The organism is Sphingomonas gei (genome assembly GCF_004792685.1).
Classification (GTDB): Bacteria; Pseudomonadota; Alphaproteobacteria; order Sphingomonadales; family Sphingomonadaceae; genus Sphingomonas; species Sphingomonas gei.
Genome location: NZ_SRXT01000009.1, coordinates 1 through 19,604 on the forward strand (window position 1 = coordinate 1; position 19,604 = coordinate 19,604).

General features: G+C 64.6%; 28 protein-coding genes. 5 read left to right on the forward strand and 23 right to left on the reverse strand.

Translation table 11 applies throughout. The features are described from left to right. The 10 genes from E5A73_RS19525 to E5A73_RS19575 form a co-directional block, all read right to left on the reverse strand. A partial coding sequence (locus tag E5A73_RS19525; protein ID WP_135965533.1) for a DUF736 family protein occupies positions 1–154 on the reverse strand: 154 nt, incomplete at its 3' end. Positions 155–310: 156 nt separating this feature from the next. Further along, positions 311–898: a Ros/MucR family transcriptional regulator gene (locus E5A73_RS19530; RefSeq protein ID WP_135965534.1), complete on the reverse strand. Its 588-nt coding sequence runs from the start codon at positions 896–898 to the stop codon at positions 311–313. A 135-nt stretch (positions 899–1,033) separates the two neighbouring features. Next, a complete protein-coding gene (locus E5A73_RS19535; RefSeq protein WP_135965535.1) occupies positions 1,034–1,357 on the reverse strand; it encodes a DUF7673 family protein in 324 nt (107 codons plus the stop codon). 60 nt (positions 1,358–1,417) lie between these two features. Beyond that, complete coding sequence (locus E5A73_RS19540; RefSeq protein ID WP_135965536.1) at positions 1,418–2,116, reverse strand: hypothetical protein; 699 nt, start codon at positions 2,114–2,116, stop codon at positions 1,418–1,420. Then, positions 2,106–2,609: a hypothetical protein gene (locus tag E5A73_RS19545; RefSeq protein ID WP_135965537.1), complete on the reverse strand. Its 504-nt coding sequence runs from the start codon at positions 2,607–2,609 to the stop codon at positions 2,106–2,108. The genes E5A73_RS19540 and E5A73_RS19545 overlap by 11 nt, the downstream gene beginning before the upstream one ends. Positions 2,610–2,750: 141 nt before the next feature. After that, positions 2,751–3,227: a hypothetical protein gene (locus E5A73_RS19550; protein ID WP_338112880.1), complete on the reverse strand. Its 477-nt coding sequence runs from the start codon at positions 3,225–3,227 to the stop codon at positions 2,751–2,753. An 83-nt stretch (positions 3,228–3,310) separates the two neighbouring features. Continuing rightward, a complete protein-coding gene (locus E5A73_RS19560) occupies positions 3,311–3,661 on the reverse strand; it encodes a DUF3768 domain-containing protein (protein ID WP_135965540.1) in 351 nt (116 codons plus the stop codon). Next, complete coding sequence (locus tag E5A73_RS19565) at positions 3,658–3,840, reverse strand: hypothetical protein (RefSeq protein ID WP_206366556.1); 183 nt, start codon at positions 3,838–3,840, stop codon at positions 3,658–3,660. The genes E5A73_RS19560 and E5A73_RS19565 overlap by 4 nt, the downstream gene beginning before the upstream one ends. A gap of 58 nt (positions 3,841–3,898) precedes the next feature. Further along, positions 3,899–4,081, reverse strand: coding sequence for a hypothetical protein (locus E5A73_RS19570; RefSeq protein ID WP_135965541.1), 183 nt, complete (start codon positions 4,079–4,081; stop codon positions 3,899–3,901). A 299-nt stretch (positions 4,082–4,380) separates the two neighbouring features. Then, the gene (locus E5A73_RS19575) at positions 4,381–5,283 is read right to left on the reverse strand and encodes a LysR family transcriptional regulator (RefSeq protein ID WP_135965542.1); all 903 of its coding nucleotides are present in this window, start codon (positions 5,281–5,283) and stop codon (positions 4,381–4,383) included. Positions 5,284–5,374: 91 nt separating this feature from the next. Here E5A73_RS19575 and E5A73_RS19580 point away from each other — a divergent pair, with 91 nt between their 5' ends. From E5A73_RS19580 to E5A73_RS19595, 4 genes are all read left to right on the forward strand, one after another. Further along, positions 5,375–6,298: an NAD-dependent epimerase/dehydratase family protein gene (locus tag E5A73_RS19580; protein ID WP_135965543.1), complete on the forward strand. Its 924-nt coding sequence runs from the start codon at positions 5,375–5,377 to the stop codon at positions 6,296–6,298. Next, entirely contained in the window at positions 6,295–7,035 is a 741-nt protein-coding gene (locus E5A73_RS19585; RefSeq protein WP_135965544.1) for an SDR family NAD(P)-dependent oxidoreductase, read from the forward strand. Before E5A73_RS19580 ends, E5A73_RS19585 begins: the two co-directional genes overlap by 4 nt. A gap of 77 nt (positions 7,036–7,112) precedes the next feature. Further along, positions 7,113–7,436, forward strand: coding sequence for a DoxX family protein (locus E5A73_RS19590; protein ID WP_206366557.1), 324 nt, complete (start codon positions 7,113–7,115; stop codon positions 7,434–7,436). A 1-nt stretch (position 7,437) separates the two neighbouring features. Beyond that, positions 7,438–8,331, forward strand: a complete 894-nt coding sequence (locus E5A73_RS19595) for an alpha/beta fold hydrolase (protein WP_135965546.1) — start codon at positions 7,438–7,440, stop codon at positions 8,329–8,331. 127 nt (positions 8,332–8,458) lie between these two features. On the opposite strand, the gene E5A73_RS19600 is transcribed toward E5A73_RS19595, so the two are convergent. The 8 genes from E5A73_RS19600 to E5A73_RS19640 all read right to left on the reverse strand — a co-directional run bounded on the left by E5A73_RS19600 (position 8,459) and on the right by E5A73_RS19640 (position 16,226). Continuing rightward, positions 8,459–8,857 carry a hypothetical protein gene (locus E5A73_RS19600; protein ID WP_135965547.1) on the reverse strand — a complete coding sequence of 133 codons (399 nt, stop codon included), beginning with the start codon at positions 8,855–8,857 and terminating at the stop codon, positions 8,459–8,461. Position 8,858: 1 nt separating this feature from the next. Then, positions 8,859–9,671 carry a Mom family adenine methylcarbamoylation protein gene (locus tag E5A73_RS19605; protein ID WP_135965548.1) on the reverse strand — a complete coding sequence of 271 codons (813 nt, stop codon included), beginning with the start codon at positions 9,669–9,671 and terminating at the stop codon, positions 8,859–8,861. Between the two features lie 12 nt (positions 9,672–9,683). Further along, positions 9,684–9,863, reverse strand: a complete 180-nt coding sequence (locus tag E5A73_RS21830) for a hypothetical protein (protein ID WP_240700288.1) — start codon at positions 9,861–9,863, stop codon at positions 9,684–9,686. 140 nt (positions 9,864–10,003) lie between these two features. Beyond that, positions 10,004–11,155, reverse strand: coding sequence for a phosphoadenosine phosphosulfate reductase domain-containing protein (locus E5A73_RS19615; protein WP_135965550.1), 1,152 nt, complete (start codon positions 11,153–11,155; stop codon positions 10,004–10,006). Between the two features lie 22 nt (positions 11,156–11,177). Continuing rightward, entirely contained in the window at positions 11,178–11,822 is a 645-nt protein-coding gene (locus tag E5A73_RS19620) for a hypothetical protein (RefSeq protein ID WP_135965551.1), read from the reverse strand. A gap of 107 nt (positions 11,823–11,929) precedes the next feature. Continuing rightward, positions 11,930–12,424, reverse strand: coding sequence for a hypothetical protein (locus E5A73_RS19625; protein WP_135965552.1), 495 nt, complete (start codon positions 12,422–12,424; stop codon positions 11,930–11,932). 295 nt (positions 12,425–12,719) lie between these two features. Next, positions 12,720–15,143 (reverse strand): DNA cytosine methyltransferase, encoded by a 2,424-nt coding sequence (locus E5A73_RS19635; protein ID WP_135965554.1) that lies wholly within the window; start codon positions 15,141–15,143, stop codon positions 12,720–12,722. Between the two features lie 72 nt (positions 15,144–15,215). Beyond that, positions 15,216–16,226 (reverse strand): DNA-binding protein, encoded by a 1,011-nt coding sequence (locus E5A73_RS19640; protein ID WP_135965555.1) that lies wholly within the window; start codon positions 16,224–16,226, stop codon positions 15,216–15,218. 84 nt (positions 16,227–16,310) lie between these two features. On the opposite strand from E5A73_RS19640, the gene E5A73_RS19645 reads away from it, so the two are divergent. Then, on the forward strand, positions 16,311–16,799 hold the full coding sequence (locus E5A73_RS19645) for a hypothetical protein (RefSeq protein WP_135965556.1): 489 nt from the start codon (positions 16,311–16,313) through the stop codon (positions 16,797–16,799). 2 nt (positions 16,800–16,801) lie between these two features. On the opposite strand, the gene E5A73_RS19650 is transcribed toward E5A73_RS19645, so the two are convergent. The 5 genes from E5A73_RS19650 to E5A73_RS19670 are packed head-to-tail and all read right to left on the reverse strand — an operon-like array spanning position 16,802 to position 19,484. Further along, on the reverse strand, positions 16,802–17,326 hold the full coding sequence (locus tag E5A73_RS19650) for a thermonuclease family protein (RefSeq protein WP_135965557.1): 525 nt from the start codon (positions 17,324–17,326) through the stop codon (positions 16,802–16,804). After that, positions 17,323–17,523 carry a hypothetical protein gene (locus tag E5A73_RS19655; protein WP_135965558.1) on the reverse strand — a complete coding sequence of 67 codons (201 nt, stop codon included), beginning with the start codon at positions 17,521–17,523 and terminating at the stop codon, positions 17,323–17,325. Before E5A73_RS19655 ends, E5A73_RS19650 begins: the two co-directional genes overlap by 4 nt. Positions 17,524–17,565: 42 nt before the next feature. Continuing rightward, positions 17,566–18,174: a DUF6927 domain-containing protein gene (locus E5A73_RS19660; protein ID WP_135965559.1), complete on the reverse strand. Its 609-nt coding sequence runs from the start codon at positions 18,172–18,174 to the stop codon at positions 17,566–17,568. A 27-nt stretch (positions 18,175–18,201) separates the two neighbouring features. Beyond that, positions 18,202–18,519, reverse strand: a complete 318-nt coding sequence (locus E5A73_RS19665) for a DUF5983 family protein (RefSeq protein ID WP_135965560.1) — start codon at positions 18,517–18,519, stop codon at positions 18,202–18,204. Between the two features lie 11 nt (positions 18,520–18,530). Next, the gene (locus tag E5A73_RS19670; protein ID WP_135965561.1) at positions 18,531–19,484 is read right to left on the reverse strand and encodes an ArdC family protein; all 954 of its coding nucleotides are present in this window, start codon (positions 19,482–19,484) and stop codon (positions 18,531–18,533) included. Positions 19,485–19,604 lie beyond the last annotated feature (120 nt).

Sequence of the window (19,604 nt, forward strand, 5' to 3'; positions counted from 1 at the left end):
GGCGGGCGGCGGAAAGAGCGAGGATCTCGAACTTGGGTGCGCGCGGATTGACGGACTGGACCGTGCGCAGCGCGATGACGATCGCGACGGTCAGCGTCGAGATCTTGCCGGTGTAGGTGCCGCTGGCGTTCTGCTGGATGGTGCCGATGTTCATGGGAAGTCTCCTGAGATTGTGCGCTCGAACCCCTTGTCCGAACACACTCTCTCACCCTCCTCGGCTCCTCGGCCGTTCGGCCGAGTTAGGCGCGCCAGCGCCGCTCCGACCGCGCCGCTTCGGCGCCGTCGGGATTACTTCGTCCGCACCGCTGCCTCAGCCGTTGTCGCTCGGCTCTGCCGCGACCTGTCCTCGTCGGCGACGCGGTGCCTTCGCCACGGCAGTCGGCGCCTCGACAATTTTGCGCTTGCGCGCGCGCGGCGCCTTCGACTTTGCGGCGGGCTCGGTTTGCGGAGCGGGCTGCTGGGCCTCGGGGGCGGAGGCCGGTTCCTGGCGCTTGCGGCCAAGACCAAGGCGCTTGGCGACATCTCGACGTTGCTCGGAATATCCGGGCGCGACCATCGGGTAATCGGCTTTGAGGCCGTAGCGCGCGCGATACTCGGCCGGGGTTAGTCCATGCGTACCTAAATGGCGCTTCAAGGTCTTGTACGGCTTGCCATCGATCATCGAAAGGATGTGGTCGGGGGTCGCCAGACTTTTACGGACCGAGACTGCGGGCGTGTATTCGGCCTCGGCGGGTGGGGATGGTTCGGCCGGTGCCTCTGGCTCCTTGGCGATGCCGGTGATCGCGGCGTGAGTTTTCGCGATGAAATCGGGCACGTCTTCGGGCCGAATGTTGTTGTGGGCGACATAGCTGGCGACGATTTCAATCGTCATTTCGACTAGGTTGTTCTCTTCGGGCATCGGGGTCTTCCCACGCAAAGTCCGCCGTGGCGGTAGTCGCCAGACGAACGCTGGTTATGCCGTACTGTCTGTGCCGCGCAACTAGTGGATCGGTCGGCGCTTCTATTAGCCCTGTCCGGAATTGGTCCGTCCGATTTAGTCCATCGATGACGGTGCCGCCGGTTTGCGCCATTGCGCAATGATGTCCTGCATTTCCTCGGCGAAACCGAGGCTGTCGATATAGACGGCGCCGCGGTCGTTCTGGCCCAGAAAGCCAATGACCGTCGTGATGTCGTTGGCGATCGCGACGTCGAGGCCGAACATATCGGCGATCTCGAAATGACCGAGATCGGGCCCGTTCCACCATGCCATCAGGAAGTTGGCGACGCGGCGCGCCTGACCGGTGTCGCTCATCGCCAGCGGGATCAGTCGCGTCAGCGCCGCGCGGGCAGCATCATAATCGGTCGGAATCGAGGTCATCATCTGTCTCCGAGTGCGCAAGCTATAGCCCTGCAGCGCGCGCGCAACTATTCCTGGCGATCAGAAATGGAGTGGCGTGGGCATGGCGAGCCACTCGGCCCTGGAGGTCGCGATCGTGACGTCGAGGTTTGCCGCCTCGGCCTCGGAGAAAACGCGCGCTTTCGCCAACCGGTCGAAGCCGTCGGCATCATTTAAGAAGCTGAGCCCGTGCTCAGCGTGCCGGGTGGCGAGCACAAACCCATCGGCGCCTTCGTCGCGGATGCGATCGAGCGCGCGGTCGAGCATCCTGCCGGTGCTGACATAGTCGATTGCTGTCTCGGTGATGACGACATAACCACCGCCGAATTCGCCGGCGCGTAGGCGATCGTGATCGGACGCCCATTCGAAGCCGAAAGGGAGCGCGGAGCGCGCGCAACGCTGTATCAGGTTGGCAGCGGTCTCGATCCCGAACTGCTCGCCGGACAGGAATAAGATGACCCTGCCCTCAGCGTCGGGGTCGCCGATCACGACGTCGAAGTCGAGATAGGGATAGGCTGCGTCCGCGAAGAGGTCGAGCAGGCCATCGAAAGGACTGAGATCGGTCCGCGGGAATATCACGGCGAAATCGCCGCCGATGGTCGCATAATGTGCTTCCAGCGCGGCGAGGCTGACAGCAGGGTCGCCGATCAGGGAAACGGCGTCGACGACGCGGCGAAGAAGGTCGGCCTCGGGGGCGGTGACGACGAGCGTGAACGCGGCCTTGGTGTAGCTATTCGACATGCGCTGATCCTTCCGCTCGCGGGATGGCAGTGCCGGCTGTGGCGCTCTCGTCGCCTTCGACGGCGAGCGGCGGCACCGCGAAGTCGGCCGCGTCGAAGTGCGCGAGCACTGCCTCCAGCGACCCGAGCTGCTCGATCTTCTCTCGCGCGACGACGATTTCGTCGTCTTCGGTCGCGGTATAGGAGGTGGAAGTCCCCTCGCCGCGAAAGACGACACGTTCCGGCCCCCATTGCCCGGCATACCCGCCCGACCATCGTGCAAACGGAAGCCGGTTCTGGGCGCACCAGCTTTCGAGGTCGTCGAAGCAGCCTCCGGCGACTTCGTGCGCATAGAGGTTGAGCGGAGCACCCACAACGCGGTGATGCGCGTCGAAGGGCTCCCCGTCCCATTCAGTCGCGAGGCCCTCTTCGCGGATGTGCTCGACGAGCTCGGCATAGCTCGAGCGCGAGAGCGACCCTCCAATTGTGATCGATGCGGAAACACGGTCTGCCATAACGGCTCCTTGATCATCGGTGCCTGACGGGCACGCGGGGTTGCGCGCCGCCGGCTGAGCGGAAGACGCGGAGAGATTGAACCTCAATTGCGATGCGCTGGCGGGACTGCCGCTCAGCGGGGAGACGGCGTCAGGCGCCGATCAGTGGATCGAGCCGAAGATCGACCGCTTGGCATGGGCCTGGTGTGTCCCGTCCTTGACGCCGATCGTCGCGCGCATTTCAGCGTTCAATATGTCGACGAGTCCAGGGGGAATGGTGACATGAGGCTCGACGATCGCGATCACGGCCTCGGGCGTCAGCAGTTCGCCGGGCGCGGTGCCGAACCAGATCAGGGCCTCGCCGTCGGCAGGCTCGTCTTCTGTCCGGAAAAACACCTGTGCAAAAAAGGTCTGGAGCGGGCGGTCCCAGCCAACCGTTGCGCGGACCACGTGCGGCTGGTCGCCCTTGGGTTGAAGGTCATGCCTGCTCATGCGCCGTTCTCCGGATCCTGTGTTGCACGTGCCGCGCCGCTCCTTCAGCGCTGCTGGTTGCTTTGCCGGCCGCGGACGCGGCTTGGCGCGCTCCAGCCTGGCGAAGAAGAGTACGGGCTTCGCGCAGCCGCTCAACCGCAATTGCAATTGCCTGCCCCTGTGCGGGGCTGGCCGGTGTGATCCGCCGCATGGTGTGTCTCCGGTAGAAGCGAACAGGAAGAGGGTGCGGGTCAGTCGTCGGCGGGCAGCATGATGGTCATGACTCGGATAGTCGCGGCGAGGTCGGCGGGGTCTTCCGAGCCCCATTCGAGGGACAGGTCATAATAATCGATCTTGAAGCGAACGATCGTGTCGCCGATGGAGAACTCGCCTCGCGCGCGCTCTGCGCCGTCCTCGGGTTTGAAAGCGTAACGCCGGATCGCGCCGAGGACCTGGGCCTGGGCCAATGCCTCGCTCACAGCGCGGCCATCGCCCGAGAGGGTAGCGAGGCAGGTCGCCGTGATCACGGTGCGCGCATTGCTGTCGAGCCCGAGCCGTATGCGGTCGTTGAGCGCGGCGATGCGGGGGATGGAATCGGTCATGCTGCCTCCGTCTCTCCGGCGTTGAAGGTTTCGAGCCACGCCTCCATCGTCGGACGCTCGCTCAACGGCACGATGCGAGCCGCGTCCTGGAAGCGGATCAGCTCAAGCGGCGCGTCGCGGCGAACGGCATCGATCTCGGCCTCGGGAGGGAGTTGCTTCTCATGGCTGAAGTCGGTCATCGTGCCCGGCCGCATCGTGGTCGACCGTCTCGAAAGACTTTAGACACGGATACCGGAATTAGTCGTCGGTTTCAGGCGTGCCGCAAACTTCGAGGTAGGCGCTTTTCTCGAAGCCGCTTTCGTCGAGTTCGACCAGAGCGAAACCGCCGTCGTCGATGGCGATGAAGCTGTCGTAAGAGATGCTTCCGAGCCAGCGTTTCAGTTCAGTTGCTTTCATCATGAGGATCACCTGTTCTTTCATGACGATTTGCCGCCTCGGCTTGCTCGGTGGAGATTTCGATGGCCGGTTCGTCATCAGTTGGGCGCAACGGTGAACGATCGCGGTGGCTGACAAAGGAGAACCTCAGGTCTGAAAGGCGGCATAACGCCACCTTTTCGGCCCCCCTCCCCTCGTCAGCGCGCGGTTCACCCGCCGCGCTGGGTTCTCCGGCATTGATATAGATGTCGACGGCCGCGGCCTCGCGGTCCTGATGCCGCGCAATAATACGGCGCTGAAAAAGGGTGTCCCGAACGCGCCGATCGATATCGCTTGCGAGCCGACTAGCGGAGTGGAACGGCGGTACCGAGCGCGAACCGTTCGAGCAGCCAGCGTCCGGCCGGTCCGGGCAATTTCCCGGCTGGATATACCGCTTGGAACGGCATCACGCCGGCGGCCGGGCCTTCCAGTTCGATGGCCTCCAGCCGGCCGTCTCTTAGATCATCGGCGACGATCCAGTGCGGCATGTGCCCCCATCCTAGTCCAGCACGCAGGAAGGCATGCTTGGCTCCGAGATCGGCCAGTCGCCAGACACTCGTCCCCTGAACGCCATAGTCCACGCCGGCGGTCAGCGACGAGCGGTCGGTGAGGACCAACTGAGTCTCCGCCTGGACGTCGCGCAAGGCGACTGGCCCTGCCTTGCCGGCCAACGACGAGCCCGGGGCGACCACCGTCATCATCTTTTCGCTGAAGAGCGGCTCGCACGTCAGGGTCGGCGGTGGAAACGGGAGGGTGCCGGTAATGCCGAGGCTGCATCGTCCATCGAGCACTGCGTGGGCAACGGCGCCCAGTGCCTCGACCTCAAGCCGGAGCGGCGTAGACGGAAAGTGATGTTTGAAGCTCGCCAGTGCGTGCGTGAGGCACATTTGCGGGAACATGACATCGATTACGATCGAGAGCTCGGGCTCGAGGCCTGCGCTGAAGCTCTGCGCCCTGGCCTTCAGTCCGTCCGTTTGGCTGACGATGCGCCGCGCGTCGGGGAGCAGGTTCATGCCCTCTTTTGTCAGTTGAGGGAATCGTCCGATACGCTGGAACAACGATACGCCGAGCTGGCCCTCGAGATTGACGATGGTCTGGCTGACCACGGACTGGGCGCGGCCAAGCGCCCGTCCGGCAGCCGAGAAGCTGCCCTGATCAACCGCCGCGATGAAGGTGCGAAGTTGATCGAGCGAAAGGCCGTCGAGCATGTATCTATCCAGACGATGGATGGCATCGAGAGATATAGGCTACATCTGATGGATCACCAGCGCCAGATAGTGGGCGAAGGGATTTTCGCTTATGCCTCAGATCTTCATCATCGGCGCGACGGGCTATGTTGGTGGTCACCTTGCCCGACATCTTGCGGGTGCCGGCCACCGGGTTTCCGGCCTCGCCAGATCAGGCGAGGCAGCCGCGAGACTTGCCGCAGACGGCCTCCAGGCGGTTGAGGCCGATCTCGACAGCCGGTTCGATGACGTCGTTGCTGCTGCCCTTAAAGCCGATGTCACGATCTATGCTGCTCAGGTGCAGTTCGAGCGTGAGCCGGCGGTGCTGCGAGCACTTTGCGCCGCGCTTGCCGGACACGACAAGACCGTCATCTTTCTGTCGGGCAGCGGCGTTTTCATGCAGCGCACCGGGGGTGGTTGGAGCCCCGATGTCTTCGCTGAAGACGATCCGTTTACCCCCGAGCCGTTCGCTGCGGCGCGTGTTGAAGCCGAGGCTATTGTCCGTGCCGCTGCCGATAGCGGCGTACGGTCGATCGTGGTCCGCCCGCCTCTAATCTGGGGACCAGGCGACGACGGCCCGGTCGCGAAGGTCTACCGGTCGGTCGCGACGACCGGCGCGGCCTGTTACATCGGCGCCGGGCTCGCGGCCTATTCCAACGTCCATAGCTCCGATCTCGCGCGGCTGTTCGAACTCGTAATCGCCCGCGGTCGACCGGGCGCCCTCTACCACGCCGTCGGCGGTGAGATTCCCTATCGCTGGATCGCCGAGGCGGTCGCCCGTGATCTTGGCGTCGAAGCACGCAAGCTGTCGATGACGGAGGCGCAAGAGGTCTTCGGTCCTTTTGGCGCGCTCTTGCTGTCAGCGTGCAGCCGTCAGCGTGATCCGGGCACGCGTGCCGAGCTGGGCTGGGAACCGCAGCAGCACGACATGCTGGACCAGATCGGCGAGCCCCGGCTTCGCGCACTCGCTGTCCCGCGAGAAGAAGAGGTCGCATGAGCACCCACGCCAATAAGATCGCGATCGTTACGGGTGGTCGGCAGGGCATCGGTCGTGGAATTGCGAACTTGCTCGCTGCTCGCGGCGCAGCGGTCGTGATCGTCAATCGCAGCGATGGCGCCGAAGCTGCGCAAGCGATTGGCAACGGCGCGATCTCGATCGCGGCCGACGTGACCAGCGAGGCAGATTGGACACGCGTCGCCGGTGAGGTGGAGCAGCGTTACGGCCGGGTCGACATCCTCGTCCATGCCGCCGGCGCCTATCCGATGGCCTCGTTGGCGGAGATGACGCCCGATATATGGCGCGGCGTGATGGCGCTGAACCTGGATTCCCACCTCCTCGGCGCGCGCGCGATTGTACCGCTGATGCGCAAGGCGGGCGGTGGCGCCATCGTTGCGATCGGCTCCGACGCGGTCGGCATGGTGACGCCGCCCGGCTTCGGCTTCTCGCATTACATCTCGTCGAAGATGGGCGTGCTCGGCCTGGTCCGCGCACTCGCGAGCGAGCTCGCTGCCGATAACATCATCGTCAACGCTGTCCACCCCGGCATCACCGACACCGAGGGTGCGAGCGGCATGCCCAACGAGCAGAAAGCACAGATCTATATGCAGCAGGCCATCAAGCGGCTCGGAACACCTGCCGACATCGCGGGTCCGGTCGCGTTCCTCACAAGCGAGGACGCACGTTTCGTCACGGGCCAGACGTTGGTGGTCGACGGCGGATGGCTGCGACTGTGAGCGCGACGATAGAAAGCGGGTTCGGCCCCGCCGCACCTGGCAAGGGTGCCCGCATAGCAGATTGCGGTATCCGTATCTTGCTCGCGCTGGCGTTCGTCGCGGCCGGCGTTGCCAAGCTTGCGGGCGCGCCACCAATGGTCGCGATCTTCGACCAGATCGGCATCGGCCAGTGGTTCCGGTTGTTGACCGGAATGCTCGAGATCGCTGGTGGCCTGTTGGTGCTAGTTCCACGGTCCAGTGCTTGGGGCGCTCTGCTGCTTCTGTGTGTCATGGCAGCAGCGGTGTTTACGCATCTTGTCGTGATCGGCGGCAATCCCGTCCCCGCCCTCGTGCTGCTCGTGCTGAGTGCAGCCGTGCTGTGGCTGCGTCGCCGCCAACCCCTTGCTGCGATTGGGCGCTGACATGGCCGCTGTCTCGCTTACCCTGCCTAGCCCAGGTACAGCTGTCGAGGGCGTCGTCGGGTTCACCCATCGCTACAGCGAGTCCAACGGCGCCCGGATTCACTATGTCGTTGGCGGCGAAGGGCCAGCGGTCCTGCTGCTCCACGGCTTTCCCTATACCTGGGAGGACTGGCGTCGGGTCCTCGTTCCGCTCGCCGCTGCCGGCTTTACCCTGATCGCACCCGATCTTCGTGGCTTCGGCTATTCCGAGAAGACCGCGGGCGGCTACTCCAAGGCAAACGTGGCCGAGGATGTTCACGCGATCGTTCAGCAACTCGGCTTTGCGGAGATCAATCTGGTCGGTTCGGACATCGGCGCGATGGTCGCCTATGCGTATGCCTCGCGGTATCCCGACGAGGTGCGCCGCTTCGTTTTCGGCGAGTCGCTTATCCCGGGATTCGGGCTCGAAGACAGGATGAATCCTGCGACGGGTGGCTATTGGCACTTCGGTTTTCACGGTCAGGTCGACGTCGCAACGATGCTCGTGGAGGGCCGAGAGGAACCCTATCTCATGCCGTTCTGGAAGATGATGTCGACGCATGCCGATGCCGAGGCGCGGGCGCGCGAACGGTTCCTGCCCTTCTTCGAGGCGCCTGGCGGCATCCGCGCCGGGTTCGAGCACTATGGGACGCTCCTGGCGGACGGTCGCGAGAACGTGGCGCAATTCACGGGAAAATTGCAGATGCCGGTGCTGGTGCTAAACGGCGCCAGGGGACTTCCGTCCGATCAAACTGTCGAAACCGCGCAGCGCGTCGCCCATGACGTAATGAGCGATCTCGTTCCGGACGCCGGACACACCTTCGCGGAAGATAACCCCGAATGGGTGGTTGAGCGCTTGGCGGCCTTCTTCGGATGAGCCGCGGATCATGCTGCTCAGCATCGACAGCGTCGCCACGAATATCTCCGCCTCGGGGCCGACCCTGCTCGCCGGCGACCGGTTAGCTGACCTGCTGCAGGCAGATGTGAGGCGCCACACAGGCGGATTATGCCCGGTCACTCTTTGGCGGCGCGTCGCGGGGGTTCCCCAAGAGGATCACGGCAATCGATGGCTTATCGTCGTTTGTGCCTCTGCGGCTGTCGAACAGTTGGCGACCGCCCATGCCGATGGTCAGCATGTCGAAAACTGGTGAGCGCCCGCCATTTGCGTTCGGAATGCTGGCGCCCTGATCATGATATTGAATGTCGACGAAGCTCGGCGGAGAACCTCGACGATACTCGCCGAAGAAGAATGTAATTCGCCGTCCATCGCTGGTCTTCGCACTGATCGTGAAATTCCCGTCCGGCACGTCGATCGGGAGGGTGGGCACGTCGTTGAAGCGTGCAAAGCCGATGCTCTCGGCATCGGCCGCGCTCATGACGGGCAGGGTCGTGATGTCAGCCATGTCAGGTCTCCAAGGGCGAGAAGAGGGGAAGCGCGGGTTGGGCCACGGGCAACGCTTTAGGGTATGGGAGGCGCGGCAGTGCGCGGCCTCGGCGGCGCGCTTCGCGGGTAAGCTCGAAGCAATATGCGTAGAGCCCTGCCTGCTGGTGGCGTACGAGATGCCGTTCGCGTTCGAGCCGCCATAGCCAAGTGGCGAGCGGCTCGAGCGGCCTCGGCTTCGGCACGCCTAACGCCACCAGTTGCTCGATCGCGCCGGCGTGGCCCGGTTCGCCGAGCCGGATCTTCGATAGCGTGCGTCCGGATATCGTCATGCCGCTGGCGCGCAGGACCGAGCGCGGCCTCGTGACGGCCCGATGTGCGGCCGACAGAGCGCAATAGACGCGGCCAATATGGCCGGCACCAGGATCGCTGTAGGAAACCACGGCCTCGATCGCCGGCCGCTCGCGACGCAAATGTCTGAAGGCGCGGGCAACGAAGAAGCTCTCGCCATTTTGCGGGACGGAATCAGTAAGGATCAGCCGCGCGAGAACACATCCGCTTCCTGGATCGCTGAAGCCCGTGTGCCTGGTGATGACGGCGTCCGTCGCTGGAACGGCGAACACCGCTACGCCTTCCAAGATTGCGTTTGTACCGAACAGGCCCACCGCGATCCGCGCGGCCGGATAGCTTGGCAAATAATGATGTTGAGCGATGAACGCGCGCGCCACGCGATGATCGATGACGTCGACGGCATAGGCATTGGGATCGATGACGGTGAGGTCTCGCGCCCACAGCGCGCGACGCTCCCGCCAGCGCTGGCTGCGGGTTGTTTCCATGAGAGGCTCCGTTCAGAGCAGTCTGGGCTGCTGCGCGTGGGTGGTCAGGATTTCGTCGGCAAAGGCGCAGGCACCGTCTTGATCGCTGCAGGGGAACAGATCGTGGCTCGCGAAGAGCCTAAAGGAGCGATCTAGTTCCATGGCGCAGAGCCAGCGCGCGTGCCCGCCCACATCAACGACGGCGAGCGGCAAGCAGCGGGTTCCTCCATATGGCCGCGGCTCCATCGGATCGCCCGGAAATCCGGCGAGCGTCCAAAACCGCCAGCCGAGCGGGGCGAGCCTGGGGACAGTCGCCGAGACCAGGAACGGGCCGCATCGCACGGTGATTGTATTCACGCTGCGCGCTTTCGCGCGGCTGTTTCCATCAGCTCGGCAAAGCGCGCCATGACGGTGGGGCCCGTCGGATACCGCTCCTCGAGCCTGTGCCGCGCAAGAATGGGGCGCCGCGATACGGCGATATCCCGAGCCTCGCCACTTGTGGGCATCCGTGGCGGCCATCCTGCGATATAGCGCAGCCCTGCGGGCATTGCGGCTTCAATCCGTCGCCGCTCTGACTGGTCAGCCTTGGCACGGGCGATGTCTGCCGCGAGCGATGGACTCAATAGGTGCGGCGCGACATCGGCAAGCCAGCGCGTCGGCTGGAATGGAAAGGTCGAGCTAGCCTCGATCCCGGCGAGCTCTCGGTAAATTTCATGGTTCAGGGGCGCGGCGGATGACGCCTGCAGGTCATGCAACGACGCAAAGATGCAGTAGCGGCACGACAGCCGCGTCGAGCCCCACATGGTATAGGCTTCGTGCAACGGGATGCCGAGCAGGTCGTGCGCGCGGAAAACATCGTCCGCCGACCAATTGGCCAATGGATTCCACATGGACATGACCGTGCCCTGCCGGTTGCCGGCCTTGGCGTATCGCTGATCGGCTTTGGTGACCGGGATGGCGGCGCGGGTGTGGCTCTCATCGCGCCGCAGGCCGAGCACCGAGATGATCCGCTCGCCCGGCAGCATTCGGGCGATCGCTGGCCCGATCACGGCCGCTTTCATCTCCGACTGGCAGAAGCGGAGAGAGGCGGATGACCAGGGACCGATGAGGTTGTACGTCTCGAGCGCCTCATAGCGGCGTTTGGCGTTTTCGAAGCGCTGGTTCCAACGATCGACCAGATCCCCGGCGGCGCGCCGGACGACGGTCAGCGGCATGTTGGCCTGCGCCGCGATCCGCGCCACGGTCTGGGGCGTGGACGCCCATTCGGCGCGGCCGAGATCGGCATGGATCGCCATGCGCCGCGCGCGCGGATGACCGAGATGATCGAGTAGGAGATTGAGCGCGAACATCGCCGCGCTCGAATCCTTACCACCCGACAGATTAAAAACGATCCACGCGTGACGGTGGATGGCACCGATGATCTCCGAGCCGATGGCGAGCTCGGGCAAGCCGGGCACGGGCAACGGCGCTGTCTCGCAGCCCCGTCCCCACGGGATGACGTCCATGTTAATCCTCCAGTTCGCGAGATCAGGCGAAGAGGCGCGCCGGCTGACCGACAGGCGCGGTCAGGCGCAATTCACGGCGAATCCGGGCAGCGAAGCGATCGGGCGCTAGAAGCTCGTTGATAGACGCCCAGCGATTGCGATCACCGATATGGTCACTGCGGCCCCGCACTTGCCGGAACAGGACTTCGTGGTCGGGTCCCATGCAGCTGAGCGAGAGCTGTACCCAGATTTCGTCGCCATGGAGCGTAATTTCGCCCGAGATCGCGGGTCCGGCCTTGTTGCAGCGAATGTCGAAGCTTCCGCCGTCGAGTGCGAGGGCCTCGGCGAGCCGGCGCATCGCCGCCCGGCCTTCGGCATGGAAAACGCGCTTGGCCGCTTCGTCATAGCTGACGCCCCGATAGGCGAGCGTGCGCAGGACGGAGTGCCGCCGGATCTCGGCGATCTGGTCGAGGCAGGTCCGACGCAGGTCCGTGTCGTCGGCGGCGCGCGCGCAGACCGTGCCCAAATGCCGCGCCAGGAGGACAACAGCGGGATCGGTTTCGCTGTCCTTGCCGGCGTTGCGGCAATCGGTGATGGCGGCATCGATCGCGTGGAGCGTCGCGGCGATGGTGGTCAGCGCGCTCGGGTCGAGCGCCTGCTGGTGGCGCATGGCGACATCGTAATGCATGGGGTGGACCTCCGGTCTCGAGCGCAAATTCGCTCGCCCGGTCCCTTCCCCCTCCTCTCTTCAGCTCGATCACTGGCCACCGGCCAGGAAGCGGCGCCTTTGGCGCCTCACCTGTCTTCGGCGTCGGCTGCGACGGCGAGCAAGAGCTGGACGGCACGCGCCAGCCCGGGTTGTCCGGTCTCGTTGACGATTTCGATGTTGGGTTTCTTGGCGCGGATCGCACCCGCGATGACGGCGGCAGGTCGGCCCTTCAGTGGGTAGGTGTAGACCGCGCCGTCCTCGATCGTGACGATGTGGGTTCGCAGGCGGCGCCGGAGCAGGGCGTGCTGCTCGGCTTGATCCACGAGCGTTGCGACTTCATGCTCCAGATCGGGGTCGAACGTCATGCCGTGAGACAGGCGCTGCGGTCTATTGGCGCGGAGCCAGCTGTTGACCTCGGCCTCGGTGATCGCGCCGACCTGACGATAATCGTCGGCGCCGCCATGACCGCGATTACTGGCGTGGAAGGCGAGCGCGCCGTCGATCCATATTTCCGCAGTGTAGCAAGGCGTCTCTTCCGAGAGAGCGTTGATGATCCGCAGCTTGCGCAGTTCGATCAGCATGTGAAGGTTTCCTCAAAAGGTGACGGGATGCGGGCCCCGCGAGCGCCCCGACCGGGGCCTGGCCCGATCGCGCGCGCGATGTGCCCGGCGTAGACGCCACAGGCGGCCCAGTAAGCTGCGACTGGCGGCTTGCGGCTCCTCCAGCTCTTCTCGGCGCGCAGGCGCGCATCGTGCTGGATGTCGAGCAATATCTCCTGGAGGGCGAGACGCGCCTCGGGGGTCAGCGCCCGCAGACGCGACACGGCCGGGAGGGTCAGGATCGGGTTCCGCACTTCGGCCTTGGTCGACCGGGCGCTCACCGGAGCTCGCCCATCAGCGGACGGACGTCATACTGATCGAGTTCGAAGGCACTCTGACGGTTATCGATCGCCAGTGCCAATGCGCCGGGCTTGACCCAAATTTCCTGCGCGGACAGCGTGAAGGTCTTCCCCAATGAGGCAAGCAGCAACGCTTCGCCGATTGTCTCGGCGATGCCCTTGGCTGAGGGTGGCGGGACGGCGTTGCCCGTCCACTCGCGCTTGGTCGCGTCGGAGCCGCCGGAAAGCTCGAAACCGAAGCCTGCCGCGAGCAGCTCGTCGAACGACGTGCACGCATCCACGACATGCGCCGGAAACGATTCCTCAGGGTCGAACAAGCCCTGCAGCGCGGCGAGCTCCGCGCTGGTGAATGGTCTGTGCCAGGTCTCATCGAGTGCGATGATGCGGGCGACGAGGCGATCGTCGGGTTGCGGCAGCGTGATCGGCAGGTCATCGATCGGCACCTCGCGGGGGTCGCCGACCGACCAGGGTCCGTTGTTATTTTTGGCGAAAGCCGGAACGGCCCCGCTGGCGCCCGACCAGCGCGTGACGCCATAATGACCTTGGGTCAGATAGGACGTGCGGTCGGCACGCATGAGGCCGCGTGGCCTTGGGTCGGCGACGGACAGCGCTCCGGAACCGACACGGTCCGATCCAGTGACCACCGGGGACGGGGCATCGCTGGCGACAACGCGCATCTTGTTGTGGTGGCTACCGAGCCCCGCGCCGGCATAGTTGGGGTCGGCGACGACGAAGGCACCCATGCCGGTGGTGCTGGCGCCGATGACAGCGTTCGATACCATTCCATAGCCGGTCACACGGTACTTGCCGTTGACGTGCCTGCCGTCTGGCGCGCGCGGATCGCCGACCGGAAGCCCCGCGCGGGCACCGTCCGGTCCCACAAAGGGAACGATGCGGAAGGTATTGTTGAAGCGCGGCATATTCGCGACACGCGGGTCTGCGACCGAATTAGGCCCTGAGCCGACCCACATGTTGCCGGTAACGACGCCGGCCGACTGTCCCCAGCGCTTGACGCCGCACTGGACGCTCGCCGGGTGCCCGTTGATGCGGGGATCGGCGACGCTGTGCGCGCCGTTGCTCGGCCGCGACGAGCCCGTGACGACGCCCTTGGCGGATCCCCAGCCGAGGACTCCGAGAACGTAGCGATGGGTGGAAGCGCCATAGCCCGGCCGGGGATCGGCGACGCTGAGTGCTCCCCCGGCGACATGGGCTGCGCCGCCAATGCAACGGGCGGCACCGTCGAACTCCGACACGGCGAGGAGATTGGTGTGGGTGGACCGAGGATAGCCGGGGCGCGGATCGGCGACCGAATAGCCGCCGTTGGTCGGCAGGCCGCGCGAGCTGATCACGCCGACCGTGCCGGTCCAGTCGTTTACGCCGAGAAAGCCCGAGCCTTCCCGCGACGAAAAGGCACGCGGGTCGGCGATCGAGAACCGGCCTTGCCCGGGTGCGCGCGCGCTCGTGACCAGCGGTCCGCGATCGTTCCAGCGGCAAACGCCATAGGCATTGTCGCGAAGATCCGCCTCGGGGACAATGCCATAGTCGCGAAGAACGCCGTCCTCGACTGCCAGGCGATTGAGTGAGCGCCAGTCCTTCCCGGCTTCCACGAACGCGAGACGGACCCATGTCTTCCATTGCAGCGCGGGCACGCGGTGCATCGGTCCGCCGCGTGGGTCGCCGGGAAGCGGAAGCTTGCCGATGACCTCGCCGACGCCGCGCAGACGGTGGTGGCGCGGTTGATAAATGAAGTTGGGAAGCTTCTCCGGATAGCGCGCGATCAGCAGAAAGCGTTTGCGGCTTTGGGCAAGGTTGCCGAGCACGCCGCAGTCGTGCGTGTCCTCGTTCACGCTGTACCCGAAGGACCGGAGCAGTGCGCAGATCTGATCGAGAAGCCAGCGACCGCGCGTGGCGATCCGTGGCACATTCTCAAAAATGATCGCGGCGATGGGATCGTCGCGGTAGGCCTCGAGCGCGAGCCAGATGCCGCGTAGCGTCAGCGCGTTCAGCGCCTGATATTTGTCGGTGAGACTCGCCGTCTGCGACAGCAGCGAGCTGAAGCCCTTGCACGGAAAACTGGCGAACAGGCAGTCGAGACGCCCGAAGATCTCGCGCAGATCGTCGGGAACCGCTTCGCGCCAGCCTAGACCGGGTTCGCGATCGTGGAAGGCGCGATATTGCTCGCGGCTGAAAAGGTCCATGACGGTCCCCTTCACACCAGTCATCCGCTCGAAATTGGCGATGGCGCCCGGATCGACGTCGATGCCGCCGGCGCACTCGAAGCGCGCCTGAATGTTGCCGACGCGCGGATTGGCCATGTTGAAGCCCTTGGCGCCGGCGCCGATCCCGCAAGCGAGATGACCGTGGCGAAAGACCCGTTCGGTGATGATGGCGGATTGCAGCATGGGGGGCTCCTCGGCGCTGGGGAGCGGCTTGGCCCCGCCCCCTCTTCAGCCCTCGGCTCCCCCTCCCCTCACTCAGGCTGCGAGCCTGTCCCGGTAGATGTCGGCCGCCCATTGCTCGATCCACGGCGAGGTTAGCTCGTCATGATCGAGGTCTCCGGCTTCGATGAGGTCGCGGATTTCTTCGCGGGCTTGTGCGATCGCAGCTTCCCAAGGATCGGGCGGCGGCGGATCGTGAGGCGTGGGCCGAACTTGAGGAAGCTGATGAGGCCGCCGGCCCAAGCGAGCGCGTTGGGCACCGACCCATTGCTCCAGATGATCGGCGACGAGCACGTCCGTCTTGGCGATGCCGCCACCGAGGGCAGCGCGCCGCGCGGCGACACCATAAGCCTGGCTATCGATCGACGCGACGCGGTGACTGTACGGCAAAAGGAATGGGAGGGCCGTCCCCTTCACCCCAAAAGCATGGAGCCGGATTCCGGCTGGCAGGACGCGGTCGAGATGGTCGATCACGGCGATCAGGCCCTCGGGCCCGTGGATGTCGCGCCTGCACATGCTTCCAACGCCGACCAGGGCGGCTGATGCGATCAGTCCGCTCAACGCGTCGGCACAGCGCTCATAATCGCTCGGACTTCGACCCTGGATGACCGGCATCATCCTGCTGGCGATGCCGTGATCATCGGCCAGCCGCGAGCAATCACGGTTTGCCCGAATGGTCCGTGAGATGCGGTCGGTCACCTCTTCGCGATCGCCTGCGATTTCGGGTTCGACGCAATAATCTGCGCTTGCCCACCATAAGAACGGGTAAGTGGCAGCCAGGACGACGTAGTCGGCGATGGTCCAGGGGAAGCCGCCATAGCGCGAAGCGGCAACGAATCCGGCGGAGTCGAGGCAGAGCGCAGCCAGACCGTTTGCGTTGCGAAGCTGACTCGTGCGCCAGCCGATCCATTCGCGCCAGCCGCGCTTGCCAGACCAGCGCGACAGGCCGTTTGCCGAAATTAGGGCGGTGGTCCGCAGTGTCCGCGCCCGCTGAAGGATCGGACCCTCGTTGAGATGCGGAAGCCCGACGATGATGTCGATCGACATGGTGAGATGCCCTTTCCGATTGTCCATGTCCGTCTTGACCGGCGCACATGTTCACGGTACGTTCCAGCTTGCTGGAGACCTGTGATGAAGAAAACCGTTTTCCACGACCGCTTCGATCTCGACATCACGCTGCGCGACGCCGCTTTGGATGCCGACAACCGACCGACACGTCGTATGCTCGCGAACGCCGCCATCGGCATGGACGTCGAGGATGCGTATTACTCGGTGCGCGAACTTCGAGAGGCGATCGCCTGGACCCACGAGGGGGATGCGTCGGCCAAGCGCAAGTTGACCGCGATACTCGCCAATGATGGCGCGGACGATTTCCAGCGCTGCATCTATTTCTGCCTCGCGGGTCGGGGGGTGGTCGACATGCTCGATGATCTCGAATGGCTGGAGGATCTGCTCGAGCGCCGTGGGCGCGTGGCCGGCGAAGTGCGGCGGATGAAGGGTCGCTGCATGCCGCTGACGAGGCCTTATGTCGCGGATGCTCCGGATGGACCACTCGTCAGGCTCGATGCGAATTTCGAGCAGGGCCCTTCCTGGTGGGTAGATCCCTCGCTTACGGCCTAAGGCTAACGTTCGATGGGACGTCTCTCGCACTGGAGACGCTCTCCGCGCCGCCATCTGGAGGGTTCAATCCAGCCTCCTGAGAGAGCCCCCGCCTTCGCGGCCTTGGCCTGTGAGAAGGCGGTGGCGTAGCGGGCGGCCCGGCGGGGATCGCCGCGAAGATACTGGGCCTTGGGAAGAGCGAGCCCGGCGCGGATCAGGCGTTCGCCGAGATCTGCGCCATCCACGGTCACCGTCGCGACCGGCCGGCCATAGGTCGTCGAAGGGCTAAGCCTGATCTGGGCTGTCTTCGACCGGAGCAGGGTCGCGGCATAATCCTGCGCCGCCTTACCGCATTGCCAGCATGCGCCGCGGCGCTCGCACGGCTGTCGGCGCTCAAACGCGTCAACGCCCAGGAGGCGGAAGTCGACGGCGACAGTGTCACCGTCGAGCGCCCGTGTCCGGGCGTTGAAACTCCGATCGTTATCGACCTCAGAGGCGGCTTCACAGGAACCGAGCGCGAGAGCGGCGAGGAATATCGTCCGCATCATGACATGATCTCAATCTCGACATGCGCGTCGCGTGGAGGCGCGGTTGAGACATGAAACGGCTGCAGCGGTTCGTCTGTTCGAATGATGCTGACGCGGCCAGGTTGCGCGTCGAACAGCCGAGCCGCGACACGCTGCGCATTCTCGCGGCTGCACAGGAGATAGCGTTTGGGCGACAGCCAGGGTGCGGGGGCAAACATGTCAGAATCCCTTTCACGGACATATGGCCCGGGCGTCCAGCCTCAGGCAAATATCGTCTTGTGGACCTTCGTCACCGGCACGATCGTCCATTCCCGCTGCATGAAGCGGCTGATTGCGTAGCCGATGCGTGTCTCAGGGTCGCGAAAGTTCAGCCGTCGGCCGCGCTTCACGACGATGAATTCGTCGCCGATATGGCCGTCCGTGAAGGTGAGCGGCGAGGCCAGCCTGATGCGGTCGCCGTCCTCGATTTTGCGGGCGCGTCGTTCGAGATTGGCGCGGCAGCGCCGGCGCCAGTCGAGTGCATACTCCTTGTCGGTCGGGGTCAGAAGATCGAGGATATGGGCCGGGCAGTTGTCCTCGCACGGTCCCATCGATTCATCCATGTCCTTGTACCCAAAGTGCTCTCCGGTCTTGCTCCTGGGATTCCACATCACCTTGCAGACGATAGCGAAGACGTCGCGTCCAACACCATCGACCATCTCCTGGGCGGCGGCATAATAGGTGCGGTTCTGCGGGCACGACGAAGCAAGCAGCTTCAGCCCTTTGACGACTCCGTCGACATCACGGCTATAGGTGAACTGTGCGTCCAGATATGCTTTTGGGGATGCGTGCCCGCCCATATGATAGCGGGACATTGTGAGCCAGCCCATTGATGGTCTCCTCAGATTGTGCGGTTTTCACCAGTCGTAGGTCGGCAGGTCCTCGATCGGCTCGCAGTCGCGATCGAACTGGATCCAGGTCGCGCCCGCGACCTCGGCCAATGCGAGACAGGCGCGGAGCGCCGGTGGCATGGCGGCACGGCGCGGTGACGGCACCCAGACGAACCAGCCATAGTCCTGCCAGCGCTCAGCCACGACGTGAGCCTGCCAGATGTCAGGAACATCGCGAGCGGCGAGCGGCAGCGGGAACCGTACGAGGGTGTCCAGCTCGCGTGCCGTGGCCTCATCGACATGTGCGGTCGAGAGGCAGACGAGCGTCTTGATTTCGAGTGACATGGAGGCCTCCTTCACGCTGCGGCAGCGAGAGGCTCGCCCGCCTCGCGCGACATTGCAGCCGGGGGCGCCGCGTCCGGGTGCTCGCTGAACGCGAGCATATAGTTGAACGCCTGCTCGGCCCTGGACGCGGCGTGAATGATCGCGGTCTTGTCGCCTCGCAGGATGCTGAGCCAGTGCGCGACATAGCTGGCATGGCTGTCATGCAGCTCGTTCGGTAATCCGAGATGAGCGCAGACCAGCCCGCTCCCGATCTCGGCAACGAGCTCCTCGAAGCTATATGCCTTGTCGCCGAAGCGCTTGCCGAAGGCCCGCGCCAATCGCGTCGTGCCGCCTGTCCAATGTGTGGTCTCGTGCGCGCGCACCGACGCGTAATGATCCATCGTGCGGAATGTGCGCTGATGCGGCATCTGGATGTAGTCGAGGGTCGGTGCGAAATAGGCTTGGTCACCGCCATGTCTGACCTCCGCCGGGATGGCGGCGAAGAAGCGATCGATCTCGGCCTGATGGACCGACAGGTCGATCGGCTCGGGATCTTCTATGGGCGGATAGTAGTACGCCGGGAGGCCGTCGATTTGGTCCGCGTTGAAGACGATGTAGTGGCGAAGGAAGCGGATGCTCCGCTCCTTTTCGGCGCCGGTGATAGGGTTCGCTTCGATCTTCTTGAAGCTGGAATAATAGACCGACAGCGAACCGGACTCGCCGCGGCGAACATTGCCGCCCAGCGCCTCAGCCTGGCGGTATGTCATCCAGTAGCGCGAGCGATATCCTTGGGCATCACCAATCGCCCAGAGGTAGAATGTATTGATGCCCGTGTAGGGCGTTCCGCAATGTCTGAGCGGCCGCCCACCGCTTCCCTGCACACGCCAGGGCCGGCTCCAAGGCGGAACGCCCTCTTCGAGCTTCTTGATGATGAGGTTGGTGATCTCCGCCGCGACATCGCGGCTCGGTCGTGCTTTTTCGAACATGACAATGCGCTCCGGAGAGCGGGCAAGTGAAGCCGCCAGCTCGGGCGCCAGCGGAGCGTATTGCCCTGCGTGGAAGTGACCAATGACGGGAGCGGCGGAACGCCGCCCCCGCCATCAGGC

Excerpts from the sequence above, each read along its gene's own strand:
- E5A73_RS19560 (WP_135965540.1), bottom strand. The coding sequence starts at position 3,661 with ATGACCGATTCCATCCCCCGCATCGCCGCGCTCAACGACCGCATACGG.
- E5A73_RS19665 (WP_135965560.1), bottom strand. The coding sequence starts at position 18,519 with ATGTCACTCGAAATCAAGACGCTCGTCTGCCTCTCGACCGCACATGTC.
- E5A73_RS19655 (WP_135965558.1), bottom strand. The coding sequence starts at position 17,523 with ATGTTTGCCCCCGCACCCTGGCTGTCGCCCAAACGCTATCTCCTGTGC.
- E5A73_RS19650 (WP_135965557.1), bottom strand. The coding sequence starts at position 17,326 with ATGATGCGGACGATATTCCTCGCCGCTCTCGCGCTCGGTTCCTGTGAA.
- E5A73_RS19620 (WP_135965551.1), bottom strand. The coding sequence starts at position 11,822 with ATGCATTACGATGTCGCCATGCGCCACCAGCAGGCGCTCGACCCGAGC.
- E5A73_RS19670 (WP_135965561.1), bottom strand. The coding sequence starts at position 19,484 with ATGTTCGAAAAAGCACGACCGAGCCGCGATGTCGCGGCGGAGATCACC.
- E5A73_RS19615 (WP_135965550.1), bottom strand. The coding sequence starts at position 11,155 with ATGGACGTCATCCCGTGGGGACGGGGCTGCGAGACAGCGCCGTTGCCC.
- E5A73_RS19640 (WP_135965555.1), bottom strand. The coding sequence starts at position 16,226 with ATGTCGATCGACATCATCGTCGGGCTTCCGCATCTCAACGAGGGTCCG.
- E5A73_RS19530 (WP_135965534.1), bottom strand. The coding sequence starts at position 898 with ATGCCCGAAGAGAACAACCTAGTCGAAATGACGATTGAAATCGTCGCC.
- E5A73_RS19580 (WP_135965543.1), top strand. The coding sequence starts at position 5,375 with ATGCCTCAGATCTTCATCATCGGCGCGACGGGCTATGTTGGTGGTCAC.
- E5A73_RS19565 (WP_206366556.1), bottom strand. The coding sequence starts at position 3,840 with ATGACCGACTTCAGCCATGAGAAGCAACTCCCTCCCGAGGCCGAGATC.
- E5A73_RS19575 (WP_135965542.1), bottom strand. The coding sequence starts at position 5,283 with ATGCTCGACGGCCTTTCGCTCGATCAACTTCGCACCTTCATCGCGGCG.
- E5A73_RS19595 (WP_135965546.1), top strand. The coding sequence starts at position 7,438 with ATGGCCGCTGTCTCGCTTACCCTGCCTAGCCCAGGTACAGCTGTCGAG.
- E5A73_RS19540 (WP_135965536.1), bottom strand. The coding sequence starts at position 2,116 with ATGTCGAATAGCTACACCAAGGCCGCGTTCACGCTCGTCGTCACCGCC.
- E5A73_RS19545 (WP_135965537.1), bottom strand. The coding sequence starts at position 2,609 with ATGGCAGACCGTGTTTCCGCATCGATCACAATTGGAGGGTCGCTCTCG.
- E5A73_RS19600 (WP_135965547.1), bottom strand. The coding sequence starts at position 8,857 with ATGGCTGACATCACGACCCTGCCCGTCATGAGCGCGGCCGATGCCGAG.
- E5A73_RS19660 (WP_135965559.1), bottom strand. The coding sequence starts at position 18,174 with ATGGGCTGGCTCACAATGTCCCGCTATCATATGGGCGGGCACGCATCC.
- E5A73_RS19535 (WP_135965535.1), bottom strand. The coding sequence starts at position 1,357 with ATGACCTCGATTCCGACCGATTATGATGCTGCCCGCGCGGCGCTGACG.
- E5A73_RS19605 (WP_135965548.1), bottom strand. The coding sequence starts at position 9,671 with ATGGAAACAACCCGCAGCCAGCGCTGGCGGGAGCGTCGCGCGCTGTGG.
- E5A73_RS19570 (WP_135965541.1), bottom strand. The coding sequence starts at position 4,081 with ATGAAAGAACAGGTGATCCTCATGATGAAAGCAACTGAACTGAAACGC.
- E5A73_RS19645 (WP_135965556.1), top strand. The coding sequence starts at position 16,311 with ATGAAGAAAACCGTTTTCCACGACCGCTTCGATCTCGACATCACGCTG.
- E5A73_RS19585 (WP_135965544.1), top strand. The coding sequence starts at position 6,295 with ATGAGCACCCACGCCAATAAGATCGCGATCGTTACGGGTGGTCGGCAG.
- E5A73_RS19635 (WP_135965554.1), bottom strand. The coding sequence starts at position 15,143 with ATGCTGCAATCCGCCATCATCACCGAACGGGTCTTTCGCCACGGTCAT.
- E5A73_RS19625 (WP_135965552.1), bottom strand. The coding sequence starts at position 12,424 with ATGCTGATCGAACTGCGCAAGCTGCGGATCATCAACGCTCTCTCGGAA.